At 69.4% G+C, this 13298-nt stretch carries 15 protein-coding genes and 1 pseudogene; 7 read left to right on the forward strand and 9 right to left on the reverse strand.

Annotated features, from left to right (window positions below; genetic code table 11):
- Window positions 1-50: 50 nt before the first annotated feature.
- Both BAY60_RS34330 and BAY60_RS34335 read right to left on the reverse strand, forming a co-directional pair.
- Window positions 51-236 carry a hypothetical protein gene (locus BAY60_RS34330; RefSeq protein ID WP_112285510.1) on the reverse strand — a complete coding sequence of 62 codons (186 nt, stop codon included), beginning with the start codon at window positions 234-236 and terminating at the stop codon, window positions 51-53.
- Window positions 237-319: 83 nt separating this feature from the next.
- Complete coding sequence (locus BAY60_RS34335) at window positions 320-1066, reverse strand: GntR family transcriptional regulator (protein ID WP_112285663.1); 747 nt, start codon at window positions 1064-1066, stop codon at window positions 320-322.
- Between the two features lie 266 nt (window positions 1067-1332).
- On the opposite strand from BAY60_RS34335, the gene sucC reads away from it, so the two are divergent.
- The gene (gene sucC / locus BAY60_RS34340) at window positions 1333-2502 is read left to right on the forward strand and encodes an ADP-forming succinate--CoA ligase subunit beta (RefSeq protein ID WP_112285511.1); all 1170 of its coding nucleotides are present in this window, start codon (window positions 1333-1335) and stop codon (window positions 2500-2502) included.
- A 5-nt stretch (window positions 2503-2507) separates the two neighbouring features.
- Window positions 2508-3395, forward strand: a complete 888-nt coding sequence (gene sucD / locus BAY60_RS34345) for a succinate--CoA ligase subunit alpha (RefSeq protein WP_112285512.1) — start codon at window positions 2508-2510, stop codon at window positions 3393-3395.
- A 256-nt stretch (window positions 3396-3651) separates the two neighbouring features.
- Here sucD and BAY60_RS34350 read toward each other — a convergent pair.
- The 3 genes and pseudogenes from BAY60_RS34350 to BAY60_RS38430 all read right to left on the reverse strand — a co-directional run.
- Window positions 3652-4701: pseudogene (locus BAY60_RS34350) on the reverse strand (HNH endonuclease signature motif containing protein); the annotation flags it as partial.
- The gene (locus BAY60_RS34355) at window positions 4686-5096 is read right to left on the reverse strand and encodes a hypothetical protein (RefSeq protein WP_112285514.1); all 411 of its coding nucleotides are present in this window, start codon (window positions 5094-5096) and stop codon (window positions 4686-4688) included. The gene BAY60_RS34355 and the pseudogene BAY60_RS34350, both read right to left, overlap by 16 nt.
- 127 nt (window positions 5097-5223) lie before the next feature.
- Entirely contained in the window at window positions 5224-5505 is a 282-nt protein-coding gene (locus tag BAY60_RS38430; RefSeq protein WP_425466504.1) for a sigma factor-like helix-turn-helix DNA-binding protein, read from the reverse strand.
- Window positions 5506-5614: 109 nt separating this feature from the next.
- Between BAY60_RS38430 and BAY60_RS37415 the strand changes: the two genes are divergently transcribed.
- Window positions 5615-5752, forward strand: a complete 138-nt coding sequence (locus tag BAY60_RS37415) for a hypothetical protein (protein ID WP_170160609.1) — start codon at window positions 5615-5617, stop codon at window positions 5750-5752.
- 9 nt (window positions 5753-5761) lie between these two features.
- Here the strand turns inward: BAY60_RS37415 and BAY60_RS34365 are convergent, their stop codons facing one another.
- The 4 genes from BAY60_RS34365 to miaB form a co-directional block, all read right to left on the reverse strand.
- Entirely contained in the window at window positions 5762-6145 is a 384-nt protein-coding gene (locus tag BAY60_RS34365; RefSeq protein ID WP_112285516.1) for a RidA family protein, read from the reverse strand.
- Window positions 6146-6224: 79 nt separating this feature from the next.
- Entirely contained in the window at window positions 6225-7601 is a 1377-nt protein-coding gene (locus BAY60_RS34370) for an MFS transporter (RefSeq protein WP_112285517.1), read from the reverse strand.
- A 111-nt stretch (window positions 7602-7712) separates the two neighbouring features.
- Window positions 7713-8192, reverse strand: coding sequence for an Rv2732c family membrane protein (locus BAY60_RS34375; RefSeq protein WP_112285518.1), 480 nt, complete (start codon window positions 8190-8192; stop codon window positions 7713-7715).
- Window positions 8189-9670: a tRNA (N6-isopentenyl adenosine(37)-C2)-methylthiotransferase MiaB gene (miaB, locus tag BAY60_RS34380; RefSeq protein WP_112285519.1), complete on the reverse strand. Its 1482-nt coding sequence runs from the start codon at window positions 9668-9670 to the stop codon at window positions 8189-8191. The genes BAY60_RS34375 and miaB overlap by 4 nt, the downstream gene beginning before the upstream one ends.
- A gap of 285 nt (window positions 9671-9955) precedes the next feature.
- Between miaB and BAY60_RS34385 the strand changes: the two genes are divergently transcribed.
- The 4 genes from BAY60_RS34385 (at window position 9956) to BAY60_RS34400 (ending at window position 13200) form a co-directional block, all read left to right on the forward strand.
- Window positions 9956-10684, forward strand: coding sequence for an amino acid ABC transporter ATP-binding protein (locus tag BAY60_RS34385; protein WP_211330568.1), 729 nt, complete (start codon window positions 9956-9958; stop codon window positions 10682-10684).
- A gap of 34 nt (window positions 10685-10718) precedes the next feature.
- Window positions 10719-11612 carry a glutamate ABC transporter substrate-binding protein gene (locus BAY60_RS34390; RefSeq protein WP_112285664.1) on the forward strand — a complete coding sequence of 298 codons (894 nt, stop codon included), beginning with the start codon at window positions 10719-10721 and terminating at the stop codon, window positions 11610-11612.
- A gap of 65 nt (window positions 11613-11677) precedes the next feature.
- Window positions 11678-12328, forward strand: coding sequence for an amino acid ABC transporter permease (locus BAY60_RS34395; RefSeq protein WP_112285521.1), 651 nt, complete (start codon window positions 11678-11680; stop codon window positions 12326-12328).
- The gene (locus tag BAY60_RS34400) at window positions 12325-13200 is read left to right on the forward strand and encodes an amino acid ABC transporter permease (RefSeq protein WP_112285522.1); all 876 of its coding nucleotides are present in this window, start codon (window positions 12325-12327) and stop codon (window positions 13198-13200) included. Before BAY60_RS34395 ends, BAY60_RS34400 begins: the two co-directional genes overlap by 4 nt.
- The last annotated feature ends 98 nt before the right edge of the window (window positions 13201-13298 follow it).

Below are 13298 nucleotides of genomic sequence, written 5' to 3' on the forward strand. Positions count from 1 at the left end.
GAGCGCGGAGCTGGCGCCGTTGGCAGCTCCCCTCAGCGCTCCTTCGGCGTTCAGGAGGACGTGGTGCTGCGCTCGGCGGCACGCTCCCGCAGGAAGTCCTCGACCTCCGCGGTGGCCTGCTGCCGGGCGTTCTCCTGTGCGGTCGCCAGGCCCAGGCCCAGCGCCCGGCCGTCAGCGGCGCGGAAGCCGGTGGGCTCCTTGGTCAGCGACCGCAGGATCTCCTTCCAGGTACGCATTTGCTATCACCTCCTTTTTCGGGCATCACTGTTCCCACCGACCCCACCACGATGCGGGGCCGGGAGTCTGCGGTGGAGAAGGCCTAGAGGTTCGGCGCGGTCCGCCGACGGCGCGAGCGGACCTGCACCGGGGCCACGTCCGGCTCCGGGTTCTCGCTGCGCTGCTCCAGGTAGGACTGTCGCGTGTGCTCGGTGTGCTCGCGCATGATCCGCGCGGCCGACTCGGCGTCGCCCTGCTCGATGGCGTCGATCAGCCGGGCGTGCTCCTGCCACGACGTGATGCCGCGGTGGCGAGCGATCGGCGTGTAGTACCAGCGGACGCGGCGGTCCACCTGCGACACGAAGTCGAGCAGAACCTGGTTGCCGGACAGCTCGGTGACACACCGGTGCAGCTCGGCGTTGGCGGCCACCATGCTGTCGATGTCGTCGGCGGCGACGGCGGCCTCACCCTCCGCACACAGCTTGCGCAACCGCTTGACGCCCTCGGTGTCGGCGTTGAGTGCGGCAAGCCGGGCCGACTCGGCCTCCAGCGCGGCGCGGACGACGAGCAACTGGTCGACCTCGGCGTCGGTGGGGGCATGCACGAACGCGCCGTAGCCGGGACGCAGGTCCACCCAACCTTCGGAGTTCAGCAGCTGCAGGGCCTCCCGGATGGGCTGCCGCGACACCCCGAGCATCTCGGCGAGCTCGCTTTCCACCAGGTGCTGGCCGGGGGCGAGCTGCCGCGAGATGATCAGCTCCTGCATCGCCTGGTAGACCCGCTCCCGCAGCGGAACCGGTCGATCGATCCGGCGTGCAGACATCTGCTGCGGCAACTCGGTCGACGGCATGGTGTACTCCAAAAGTCAGGTGAGGTGGTCAGGTGACCTCTGAGTCGGCTGATCGGTCGACTGCCTACAGCATACAATGAGCGAAATGCCCATTCCCGGTGATACCGATCACTACAGGGAGTGACATCCGTCTCCTCCATCCCGTTGTTCCGACCCTCAGGGTTGACGCTCCGTGCGGCCGGAAAACCTCGACTTCTGCATACAGAATACTGTATTCTGACATCGTGTGCGATGTCAGCTGAGACACAGCCGGAGGGTTGGTCAGAGTGGACCTGTACGAGTACCAGGCAAGGGACGTCTTCGCGTCCCATGGAGTGCCGGTGTTGGCCGGCACGGTGGCGGACACCCCCGAGGAGGTCCGGGCGGCGGCGGAGTCGCTGGGCGGCCGCGTCGTGGTCAAGGCGCAGGTGAAGACGGGTGGCCGGGGTAAGGCCGGTGGTGTGAAGCTGGCGCAGGATCCGGTGCAGGCGCGGGAGCGGGCCGAGGCGATCCTGGGTTTGGATATCAAGGGTCATGTGACGCGGCGGGTGTTGGTGACCGAGGCGTCGGACATTGCTGAGGAGTATTACTTCTCGTTTTTGCTGGATCGGGCGAATCGCACGTTTTTGGCGATGGCCTCGGCCGAGGGTGGCGTGGAGATCGAGCAGTTGGCGGTGGAGCGGCCGGAGGCGCTGGCGCGGGTGCCGGTGGATCCGCTGGTCGGGGTGGATGAGGCCGCGGCGGTCGAGATTGTGACCCGGGCGGGGTTTCCGGAGGCGATCCGGCAGCGGGCTGCCGAGGTGGTGGTGCGGCTGTGGGAGACGTTCGTGGCCGAGGATGCCACGTTGGTGGAGGTCAATCCGCTGGTGCGGGATCCGCAGGATCGGATCGTGGCGCTGGATGGCAAGGTCACCCTGGATGACAATGCGGGGTTCCGGCATCCCGGGCATGCGCAGCTGGTGGATGTGCAGGCCGAGGATCCGCTGGAGGCCAAGGCCAAGGCCAAGGACCTCAACTACGTCAAGCTGGACGGGCAGGTCGGCATCATCGGCAATGGTGCCGGGCTGGTGATGTCGACGCTGGATGTGGTGGCCTACGCCGGGCAGCGGCATGGTGGGGTCAGGCCGGCGAACTTCCTCGACATCGGCGGGGGCGCCTCGGCGGAGGTGATGGCCGCGGGGCTGGATGTGATCCTGGGTGATCCGGCGGTGAAGAGTGTGTTCGTCAACGTCTTCGGCGGGATCACCGCCTGTGACGCGGTGGCCACCGGGATCGTGGAGGCGTTGAGGATTCTGGGCGACGAGGCGGCCAAGCCGCTGGTGGTGCGCCTGGACGGCAACAACGTCGAGCAGGGCCGGGCCATCCTGGCCGAGGCCAACCACCCGCTGGTCACGCTGGTCGACACCATGGACAACGCGGCCGACAAGGCCGCCGAGCTCGCCGCGGCAGGAGCCTGATCCCGATGGCCATTTTCCTCACCGAGAACTCCAAGATCATCGTGCAGGGGCTGACCGGCTCCGAGGGCACCAAACACGCCACCAAGATGCTGGCCGCCGGCGCCACCATCGTGGGCGGGGTCAACGCCCGCAAGGCCGGCCAGACCGTCACCATCGGCGGCACCGACCTCACCGTCTACGGCACCGTGGCCGAGGCCATGGCCGCCACCGGCGCCGACACCAGCGTCATCTTCGTGCCACCCCGCTTCGCCAAGGACGCCGTGATCGAGGCCATCGACGCCGAGATCGGGCTGGCCGTGGTGATCACCGAGGGCATCCCCGTGCACGACGCGGCCACCTTCTGGGCCCACAACGTCGCCAAAGGCCAGAAAACCCGGATCGTGGGCCCGAACTGTCCCGGGGTGATCTCGCCGGAGAAGTCCAACGCCGGCATCATCCCCGCCAACATCACCGGCGCCGGCCCGATCGGGCTGGTGTCGAAATCGGGCACCCTGACCTACCAGATGATGTACGAGCTGCGCGACATCGGCTTCACCACCTGCGTGGGCATCGGCGGCGACCCCGTCATCGGCACCACCCACATCGACGCCCTCCAAGCCTTCGAGGCCGACCCCGACACCCGGGTCATCGTGATGATCGGCGAAATCGGCGGCGACGCCGAAGAACGCGCCGCCGACTACATCAAAACCCACGTCACCAAACCCGTCGTCGGCTACGTCGCCGGCTTCACCGCCCCCGAAGGCAAAACCATGGGCCACGCCGGCGCCATCGTCTCCGGCTCCTCCGGCACCGCCGAAGCCAAAAAACAAGCCCTCGAAGCCGCCGGCGTCAAAGTCGGCAAAACCCCCAGCGAAACCGCCGAACTCGCCCGCAAGGAGATGGCGGCGCAGTGAGCGGTTTCAACCAGTACTGTCCTGCGCGAAGGCACCGCCGGGCCCGCCGGCGGCAGCCGGGGGTCGAAAAGGCTCAGCAACGCCACACGCCTGCGCAGGTCCCGACGTGCCTTCCGCCGCGGTGTGAGCACCCAACCGCATCGCGGCGGAAGGCGCCAAGCCTCAGGTGGGAAAGCGGAACTCACGTGACATAAGCCTCTCCTGGCGACCTCGCTTCGAGTGCAGGGCGACACCACTCGACCCCTTCGCGGGTTTGCTAGGGCGCGGGGAGTTGGACGGCGTGGTGGTGTCGTCGGAGGAGGGCTTCGAGGGTGCTTCCGCGCCGGGCGGGTCGCCGGTCCGGTGGCCCGGGTAGCCGTATCTTGGGTTTGGGTTGTCCGGGTGTCCACAGCGGACTGCTCGGACGGTGGTGGCTCGGGGTGGGGGGTTCGAGGATGGTCTCGGCGGGCTTGCCGTAGGTCCTGCCGGTGGGGGTGGTGACCAGGCTCAACCGGCTGCGCGGCGTGATCTGGACGTTCCAGCCGGGGTGGTCGCGCAGGTAGTGGTGGTGTTCGCAGCGGGGTGCGAGGTTGCCGGGGTCGGTGGGTCCGCCCCGGTGGTGTTCGTGTTGGTGGTCGAGGTCGCTGCGGGTGGCGGGGCGGTGGCAGCCGGGGTGGACGCATTCGCGGTCGCGGGCGCGGATCAGCGCCGCCAGTGCCGCGTTCGGCCGCCGGTGGTGGGCGCCGACCCCGGTGACCACCCCGTGTTCGTCGGTGATGACCTTGCGCAGCACGCTGGCCGGGTTGGTCAGCATCTCCCGGGCGATCGCCGCCGGGATGGGGCCGTAGCCGTCGAGGTGGCAGCCGTGCTCGGTCATCGTCAACGCCGTGGTGACCGGCAGGTGCAGCGACACCATCGCCGCCGCCGCGGGCACCGTCGCGCCGGGGTGCTGGCCGAGCAGCAACGCCGCGGTCACGTCCGCCCGGAGTTGTTCGAGGGTGCGGGTGTCGCCGTGGTTGCGTTGCTGGCGGGCCAGCGCGTCCACCCGCGAGTAGGCGCTGGCGGCGACCTCCGCCGGGAGCCAGGCGGCCAGGGTGGACATGCCCTCGTCGCCGGGGATCAGCTCCAGGTTGCGCTGCTCGCGGGCCTGCCGCGCCCGGGCCAGAGCACTCTCGGGGTCGAGGGTGTCCACCAGCCGCCGCGCGGCCCGCACCACCCTGGCCGGGTCGGCCAGATCGACCTTGCCGCCCCGCACCTGCGCGCACAGCTGCGTGTCGATCTCCGCAGCGACAGCGTCGGTGACCGGTGCGGTCACTCCGCGATCCGCCCGGCGGTGTAGCCCTCGAACTCCCCGTCCCGCAGCAAGCCCAGCACCCCGGGCAGCCGCCGCAGACCCTGCGCCCGCGCGATCCGCTGCTGCGCCTGCCGCCGGGAGACCCGCAACTCCAGCGCCACCTCATCGGCGACATACCGGTCCCCGCCGCGCAACGTGTCCAGCCGGGCCAGGGCTTCGGCCTCGAGCGCGTCGGCCTCCGCGCGCCGCCGCCGCGCCGCGGCCAGCACCTCCACACACACCTCAGCAGCCGCGCGACCCGGGTTGCGGGTGAACGCGGCCAGCAGCTCACTGTCGCGCAGCCGCACCACCTCACGGGCGGCGCGCGCGGCCTCCCGGGGCAGGAACAGGGTCCCCGCCTCGCTGGTGCGTCTCACGAACTCGGCCACACCACCACCCTACCGCTATTCGAACACACGTTCGATAACACGATCGGGTAGGCCCTGTTCTCGTATAGCTACGGCCAGGTGGCGTGCAGTACTGCGTAAACACTCGGGCCGCGACCCGGACAGCTCTTCAGCGCGGGGCGACCACCGCGCGTCGTTGTCGTCCGGCGCTCGCCGGCTGCTGAGCGGCTTGCACTGTCCTGCGGGCGCGGCCGGCGAGCATCGTGGTCGCGTCGGCGGACTTGCCGAGAATGATGGCGATCTCCGCGAAGGGCACGGCGAACACGTCGTGTAGCACGAACGCCAGCCGCTCGTCGGGACGCAGCAAGTCCAGGACCGTCAACAGCGCCAGGCCCGCCGAGTCACCCAGTGCCACAACCTCATCAGGAGCCGGGCCATCGTCGAGCGTCACGGCTAGTTCGGGCAGCTAGTCGTCGAGAGAGACTGTCGGGCGCGTTCGGGCTGGCTTGGTCCTCGTCGGTGTTCGCCCGGAACCTGTACGCCGCACGAATCTCCTTGCGGTGCCGCTTGATCCGAGCGGCCTGCTCACGGTAGAGCTGGTCGATGCCCTGGCCGACGATCTGCTGTCGAGCCAGTACCGCCTGCCTTTCCGACCTGGCAGCTTCAAATCCTGGGCACAGGAGAACGGCATGTGCTGACGCGCGCGCTCACGCGTCGAGGACGGCCAGGGCGTCGATCTCGACGAGCAGGCCCTGCGGCAGTCCGACGTAGACAGTGGTGCGCGCGGGGAAGGGCTCGCGCACCAGTTCGTTGTAGACCGTGTTGAACTCGGCGAAATGCGCGGTGTCGGTGAGGTAGGCCCGCATCATCACGACGTCGTCGAGACCGGCCCCCGAAGCCTCGAGCACCGCCTGGATGTTGGCGAACACCTGGCGCGTCTGCTCGGCGACGCCGCCGGCCACGACACCACCACTGGCCGGGTCGATCCCGACCTGACCGGCGACCTGCAGGATGTTGCCCTTCCGGACGGCCTGTGAGTAGGACGCCACCGGCCGCGGCGCGGCCTCGGTGCTGGTGGAGCGCTTGGTCATCTACCGGTTCCCTTCTCGTGTCCGGCCCGTCTCTGGCACACAGCTCACCACAACGGGACCGGACACCGAGGCCCGGGTGTCAGGCGTTCACCACGCGGCTGCCGGGTTCGGCCGCCAGGCCGGGCAGGCTCAGCCGGGGCAGGCCGGGCTGGCGCAGGTAGCGCACGAGACCGGCCCCGGTGAAGCTCAGCACCGCGGCGACGAGGAAGCCCACCGCATAGCCGTCGCTGCCCACGGCATAGCCGGCGAGGGCGACGCCCAGCAGCCCGCCGACGGACTTGGCCCCGTAGAAGATGCCGAAGTTCGGCAGTCCGGGCCGCTCGCCGAAGTGGCCCTCGACCAGCCCCGGCAGCAGGCCGTAGCAGGCCCCCGCCGCGGCTCCCGCCAGCGCGGCGCCGGCCAGCAGCAGCCCCGCGAGACCCTGTTCGCCCGCGACGAGGAGCACGACCTGCGCCACTCCCCCGGCCACCAGCGCGAGCCGCACGACGCGGCGGCGGCCGAAGCGCTCGCTCGCCCAGCCTTCGGCGGTGCGGGTGGCGCCGCTGCCCGCGGCGAGCACCGCGAGCGCCACAGCGCCGAACCCGGTGCTCCAGCCGCTGGCGGTCGCGAAGACGGCGAGGTAAGCGATGTCGAACAGGATGACCGCCGCCAGGCAGGTCACCGCCAGGTACAGCAGCCCGGAGGCCGGGACGCGCACCATCTCGGCGGTGGAGTAGTGCCGGATCGGCGGCCGGTTGCGGCGCAGCGCGGGGTTGACGGACTTGTCGAGCGCCCAGGCGCGCGGGTCGACATGGGCGGGCCACCAGTGCCGGGGCGGGTCGCGCAGGATCGCCGCGGCCGCGCCGACCACCACGACCACCGCCGCCCCGGCGATGCCCAGGAACACCCCGGTGCCGCCCGGCCCCGCGAACTGACCGGCGAGCAGGACGAACGGGATGGAGCCGTAGGCGAAGGCGCCACTGACGAAGGCGGTGCGGCCCGGGCGCTCCGGGTACCAGGTGGCGACCACGCCGAGGCAGGTGCCGTAGATGAGGCCCGCGCCGATGCCGCCCAGCACGCCGTGGTTGAGCAGGACCACCGCGAAGCCGCTCGACCCGCCCAGTGTCACCAGGCCCGCGGCGCACAGCACGGCACCGGCCAGCATGGTCGCCGCGGGTGGCAGGCCCAGCCGGGTCCGCAACCTGGCCGCCGGGTACACGGTGCCGCTCTGGCAGAGGATCCAGACGGCGAGCACCCAGCCGCTCTCCGCGAGGCTCCAGTCGTGGGTCTCGCCGAGCACGGGCATGAGGGCCCCGAAGCCGTACTGGCCGACGCTGGCGACCAGCATCGCGGTCCACGCCGCCCACAGCATCCAGGCGCGGGAGCGACCTTTCAGCAGGTCGCGGTCGGTCTCGCCGACGCGGTAGCGCCGGCCGTAGAAGTCACGGATCTCCCTGACGGGGACGGCCTTCGGCATCGCGGGAACCCCTCACACCACTTTGCATACAGTATGTGGTAGCCAGTATGGCAGTGTTGGAGTGTGATGTCGATAACACAGTGCCAAGTTCTCGTTGACTTCGGCCAGGGGTCAGTTTCGCGACCAGGCGACCCGCATCCACTGCGCGGCGAGCACGACCATGCCGAGGACGGCGATGACCATGCCGAGACCCGGCCCGTCGCCCGGAGCGCCGCTCGCGGCCGACGACTGCTGCGACCAGATGGCCAGCAGGCCGTCGACCGACGCGATGCAGCCGCCGACCGCGCACACCCACGCCAGCCACCAGCGGCGCGTGGCCAGGGCGAGCGCGGAGGCCAGGACGCCGAACACGGTCGACGTCGTGGCGAACAGGCGCGGGATGGCGCCGCCCTCGCCCGCCAGCACCTGCCAGCCCGCGGCCTCGCCGACCCACGGCAGCACGAGACCGACCACCAGCGCGAACACGGCCACCGAGATGGTGAAGCCGCGCCTGCCCAGCTCCACCGTCTTGACGGCCCTGCCAACTGCCTCGTCGACGTCCGCGGCCAGCTCGTCGGAGACGGTGGTGCCGGTGTCCTTCTCGTCGCTCATCGCGAGCACCCTCCCGATACGGCCGCGGCGGAGGCAGGCGGCTCGCCGAACGAGGGCAGCCCGAGGCTGACCCCGCTGGTCCTGGGCCGCAGCCCTGCCTCGGCGTTGTCGCCCGCGCGCGTACGCCGGTGCGACAGCAGCGGACCGTCGGCCACCAGGTGATGCGGCGCCGCGTAGGTCACCGTCGCCTCCACGACGTCGCCGGGCCGCACCGCGCCGTCCACGCACGAGCCCTCGGGCGTGAAGTGCACCAGCCTGCCGTCGCGAGCCCGCCCGCTCATCCGGCGCGTCTCGGAGTCCTTGCGCCCCTCTCCGGTGGCCACGAGCAGCTCCACCGTGCTGCCGACGAGCCCGCGGTTCTCCTGCCAGGAGATGTCGTCCTGCAGCGCCACCAGCCGGTCGTAGCGCTCCTGCACGACCTCCTTCGGCAGCTGGCCCTCCATCTCGGCGGCGGGCGTGCCCGGCCGCTTCGAGTACTGGAAGGTGAACGCGCTGGCGAACCGCGCCTGACGGACCACCTCGAGCGTCTGCTCGAAGTCCTCGTCGGTCTCGCCGGGGAAGCCCACGATGATGTCGGTGGTGATCGCCGCGTCGGGCATCGCCTCGCGCACCCGGTCGAGGATCGACAGGAACCGCGACGAGCGGTAGGAGCGGCGCATCTGCCTGAGCACCCGGTCCGAGCCCGACTGCAGCGGCATGTGCAGCTGGTGGCAGACGTTGGGCGTCTCGGCCATCGCGTCGATGACGTCGTCGGTGAAGGCTGCGGGGTGCGGCGAGGTGAACCGGACGCGCTCCAGCCCCTCCACGGGGCCGCAGGCGCGCAGCAGCTTGCCGAAGGCCTGGCGGTCGCCGAACTCCACGCCGTAGGAGTTGACGTTCTGGCCGAGCAGGGTCACCTCGAGCACGCCCTCGGCGACCAGCGCCTCCACCTCGGCGAGCACCTCGCCGGGCCTGCGGTCACGCTCCTTGCCCCGCAGCGACGGCACGATGCAGAAGGTGCACGTGTTGTTGCAGCCGACCGAGATGGACACCCAGCCGGAGTAGGCCGACTCGCGGCGCGCGGGCAGCGTCGAGGGGAACGTCTCGAGCGACTCCAGGATCTCGACCTGGGCCTCCCGGTTGTGCCGGGCCCGCTCCAGCAGCACCGGCAGCGACCCGATGTTGTGCGTGCCGAACACGACGTCCACCCAGGGAGCGCGCCTAACGATTTCGCCACGATCCTTCTGGGCGAGGCAGCCGCCGACGGCGATCTGCATCCCGGGGTTGCCCGTCTTGCGGGGCCGCAGGTGCCCGAGGTTGCCGTACAGCTTGTTGTCGGCGTTCTCCCGCACCGCGCAGGTGTTGAGCACGACGACGTCCGCGTCCTCGCCCTCGGCGGCGGGCACGTAGCCCGCGTCCTCCAGCTGGCCTGCCAGACGTTCGGAGTCGTGCACGTTCATCTGGCAGCCGAAGGTGCGGATCTGATAGCTGCGGGTCACCCGATCTCCTGCTCCGACGTGCCGGTGGTACTGCCCCTCCAGGGTAGGTCAACCGGACAGGCCCACCTCACGACGCCTGCCGGAGGGTTCATGACTAAGGTTTCGACACACTCCGCCGATCACCGGCCCAGGCTGTTGACAGACACATAAGGTTGCGGTTTGACCAACTGCCGTGCCGGGATTGTGCCGAAGGTGTTGAATCCCGATGTCGCCCACGAGGCGCCGTCACACCAGTCCGTGACCCGCGATGGAGGTTAGATGAGCACCGAGACTGCCGCGCCGCCGATGATCAAGGCGACGGCGGTGAACAAGTACTTCGGAGACCTCCACGTACTCAAGGACATCGACTTCGAGGTGCCCCGGGGTCAGGTGGTCGTCGTGCTCGGCCCTTCGGGCTCCGGCAAGTCGACGCTGTGCCGCGCGATCAACCGGCTGGAGCCGATCAACTCCGGCCAGATCGAGGTGGACGGCAAGCCGCTGCCCGCGGAGGGCAAGGCCCTCGCCGCACTGCGTGCCGATGTCGGCATGGTGTTCCAGCAGTTCAACCTCTTCGCGCACAAGACGATCCTGGAGAACGTGACGCTCGGGCCGACGAAGGTCCGCAGGGCCTCCGCGGCCGAGGCGCGCACGCTCGCCATGGAGCTGCTCGAGCGGGTCGGCATCGCCAACCAGGCCGAGAAGTACCCGGCCCAGTTGTCGGGTGGTCAGCAGCAGCGCGCGGCCATCGCGCGGGCGCTGGCGATGAAACCCAAGGTGATGCTGTTCGACGAGCCCACCTCGGCGCTGGACCCGGAGATGGTCCAGGAGGTGCTGGACACGATGACCTCGCTTGCCGACGAGGGCATGACCATGCTCGTCGTCACCCACGAGATGGGCTTCGCCCGCAGGGCCGCCCACCGCGTGATCTTCATGTCGGACGGAGAGATCGTGGAGGACACGAACCCGAACGATTTCTTCACCGACCCGAAATCGGAGCGCGCCAAGGACTTCCTTGGCAAGATCCTGACCCACTAACCCAGTGGACCAGTTGGAAGGGATACAGAAGAAGATGCGGTTGAGCAAAGTCCTGCGCGCAGGCGCAGTCGTGGCCGCGGCAAGCCTCGCACTCGCCGCATGCGGCGGCGGCTCCGACGACGGCTCCGGCGGGTCCGAGCCGTCCGTCAACCAGGAGGCGCAGTTCGAGGACGGCACCACCATGGCCAAGCTGAACCAGGCCGGGAGTGTCACCATCGGCACCAAGTTCGACCAGCCGCTGTTCGGCCTGAAGACCCTCAACGGTGAGCTGGAGGGCTTCGACGTCGAGATCGGCAAGATCATCGCGGGCGAGCTCGGCATCTCCCCCGACAAGATCAACTGGGTGGAGACGCCGTCGGCGACCCGTGAGGAGGTCATCGAGCAGGGCAAGGTGGACTTCGTCGTCGCCACCTACACGATCAACGACGAGCGCAAGCAGCGCGTGTCCTTCGCGGGTCCGTACTACCAGGCGGGCCAGGACCTCATGGTCAAGGAAGGCAACAACGAGATCACCGGCCCCGAGTCGCTGAAGCAGGCCAACGCCAAGGTGTGCTCGGTGACGGGCTCGACGCCGTCCGAGGAGATCCTCAAGTACATCGACAAGGATCAGCTCGTCCTGTTCGACGTCTACTCCAAGTGCGCCGACGCGCTGCGCAACGACCAGGTCGACGCGGTCACCACCGACAACGTGATCCTGCTCGGCCTCGTCGAGGAGAGCAACGGCGAGTTCAAGCTGGTGGACAAGCCCTTCACCGAGGAGCCCTACGGCATCGGCATCAAGAAGGGCGACACCAAGTTCTGCGAGTTCATCCACGACACGCTGAGGAAGGCCGCCGAGAGCGGCGCCTACGCGGAGGCCTGGAAGAACACCGCGGGGCAGGTTTCCGAGAACACTCCCGAGCTGCCCGAGCTGGATTCCTGCGCCTGACCGAGTAGCTCTCGCTGGGGCGCCCGCCATCTGGTGGGCGCCCCACGTTCAGGTTCGGAGACAATGTGGACGTCATCATCGATAACCTGCCGTTGTACGCAGATGGCCTGCTGACGACGCTGCAGATCTGCGCCTACGGTTTCGTCGGCTCGCTGGTGCTCGGCACGATCCTCGGCGCGTTCCGGGTCTCTCCGGTCGCGCCGCTGCGGTGGGTGGGCACGTCGTGGGTCAACGTGTTCCGCAACTGCCCGCTGACCATCGTGCTGTTCTTCTGCGCGTTCGGGCTGCCCGAGGTGGGCATCAACGGCCAGTACTTCTGGTTCGGGGTCACCGGGCTGGTGCTCTACACGTCGGCCTTCGTCTGCGAGGCCGTGCGCAGTGGCATCAACTCGGTCTCGGCCGGCCAGGCGGAGGCCGCGAGGGCGGTCGGGCTGAACTTCGGCCAGTCCCTGTCGTACGTGATCATGCCGCAGGCCGTGCGCAGTGTCGTGCCACCGCTGGGCAGCGTGATCATCGCGATGATCAAGAACTCCGCCATCGTCGGGGCGTTCGGGGTCGGTGGTGACCTGTTCGCGGTCGGGCAGCAGCTGTCGTCGGCCCAGGGCAAGGCGGCGCTGCCCGTGCTGACCGGTGTCGCCCTCGGCTATCTCGTGATCACGATCCCAGGCGGGTTGCTGCTCGGCTGGCTGGAGCGGAAGGTGGCGATCGCCCGGTGAGTGCCGTTCTCTACGACGCACCAGGCCCGCGCAGCAGGCGCCGCACCGCGATCGGCAGCGTCATCGCCGGTCTGGCGGTCCTCGGCGTGCTGGCGCTGGTCGTGCTCCAGCTCGCGGACCAGGGCCAGTTCGAGATGGAACTCTGGTCGCCGTGGATCGACCCGACCGACGAGTCGTTCACCGCGGTGTGGGACCTCATCGCCGAGGCCGGGATCAACACGCTGCTCGCGGCCGCACTGTCGATGGCGTTCTCGCTCGTGATCGGCACCCTGCTGGCGCTGAGCCGGATCACCGCGGCCCGCTGGTACCGGTGGGCGATCGTCGGGGTCATCGAGCTGCTGCGTGGCATCCCGGTCGTCATCGCGATCTTCTTCGCCGCCCGAGTGCTTCCCCAGTTCGGCGTCGACCTGCCCACGCTGTGGTACCTGGTCATCGGGCTCACCGCGTACAATTCCGTGATCATCGCCGAGATCGTCCGGGCGGGAATCAACTCGCTGCCGACCGGCCAGCGCGAGGCCGCGCAGTCGATCGGGCTGCGGCGCTCGCAGGTGCTCGGCTACGTCCTGCTGCCGCAGGCGTTCCGGGTGATGCTGCCCGCACTGATCAGCCAGCTGGTGGTCGTGCTCAAGGACACCTCGCTCGGCTTCATCATCTCCTACGAGGAGACGGTGAACACGGCGGGAATCATCATCCAGAACCTGCGCAACCCGATCCAGACGTACCTGATCATCGCGTTGTTGTTCATCGTCGTGAACTACGCGCTGAGCAAGTTCGCCGTGTACCTGGAGCGCAGGCTCAGCCGTGGCAAGAAGGGCGTGTCGAAGAAGGCCGAGGAGGCCGCCATGACCGAGACCGGCGCCGCGGGCGCGTAGTCGCTCGAGGGGCTCGTCGGCAACCGCCGCCACGCGCCCGCCGACGTGCCGAAGGGCACCTTGGGTACCTGGTGCGTACCCGAGGTGCCCTTCGGCAC

The organism is Prauserella muralis, assembly GCF_003202285.1.
GTDB classification, from domain to species: Bacteria; Actinomycetota; Actinomycetes; order Mycobacteriales; family Pseudonocardiaceae; genus Prauserella_B; species Prauserella_B muralis.

Excerpts from the sequence above, each read along its gene's own strand:
- BAY60_RS34330 (WP_112285510.1), bottom strand. The coding sequence starts at position 236 with ATGCGTACCTGGAAGGAGATCCTGCGGTCGCTGACCAAGGAGCCCACC.
- BAY60_RS34335 (WP_112285663.1), bottom strand. The coding sequence starts at position 1,066 with ATGCCGTCGACCGAGTTGCCGCAGCAGATGTCTGCACGCCGGATCGAT.
- sucD (WP_112285512.1), top strand. The coding sequence starts at position 2,508 with ATGGCCATTTTCCTCACCGAGAACTCCAAGATCATCGTGCAGGGGCTG.
- BAY60_RS34365 (WP_112285516.1), bottom strand. The coding sequence starts at position 6,145 with ATGACCAAGCGCTCCACCAGCACCGAGGCCGCGCCGCGGCCGGTGGCG.
- BAY60_RS34370 (WP_112285517.1), bottom strand. The coding sequence starts at position 7,601 with ATGCCGAAGGCCGTCCCCGTCAGGGAGATCCGTGACTTCTACGGCCGG.
- BAY60_RS34375 (WP_112285518.1), bottom strand. The coding sequence starts at position 8,192 with ATGAGCGACGAGAAGGACACCGGCACCACCGTCTCCGACGAGCTGGCC.
- BAY60_RS34385 (WP_211330568.1), top strand. The coding sequence starts at position 9,956 with ATGATCAAGGCGACGGCGGTGAACAAGTACTTCGGAGACCTCCACGTA.
- BAY60_RS34390 (WP_112285664.1), top strand. The coding sequence starts at position 10,719 with ATGCGGTTGAGCAAAGTCCTGCGCGCAGGCGCAGTCGTGGCCGCGGCA.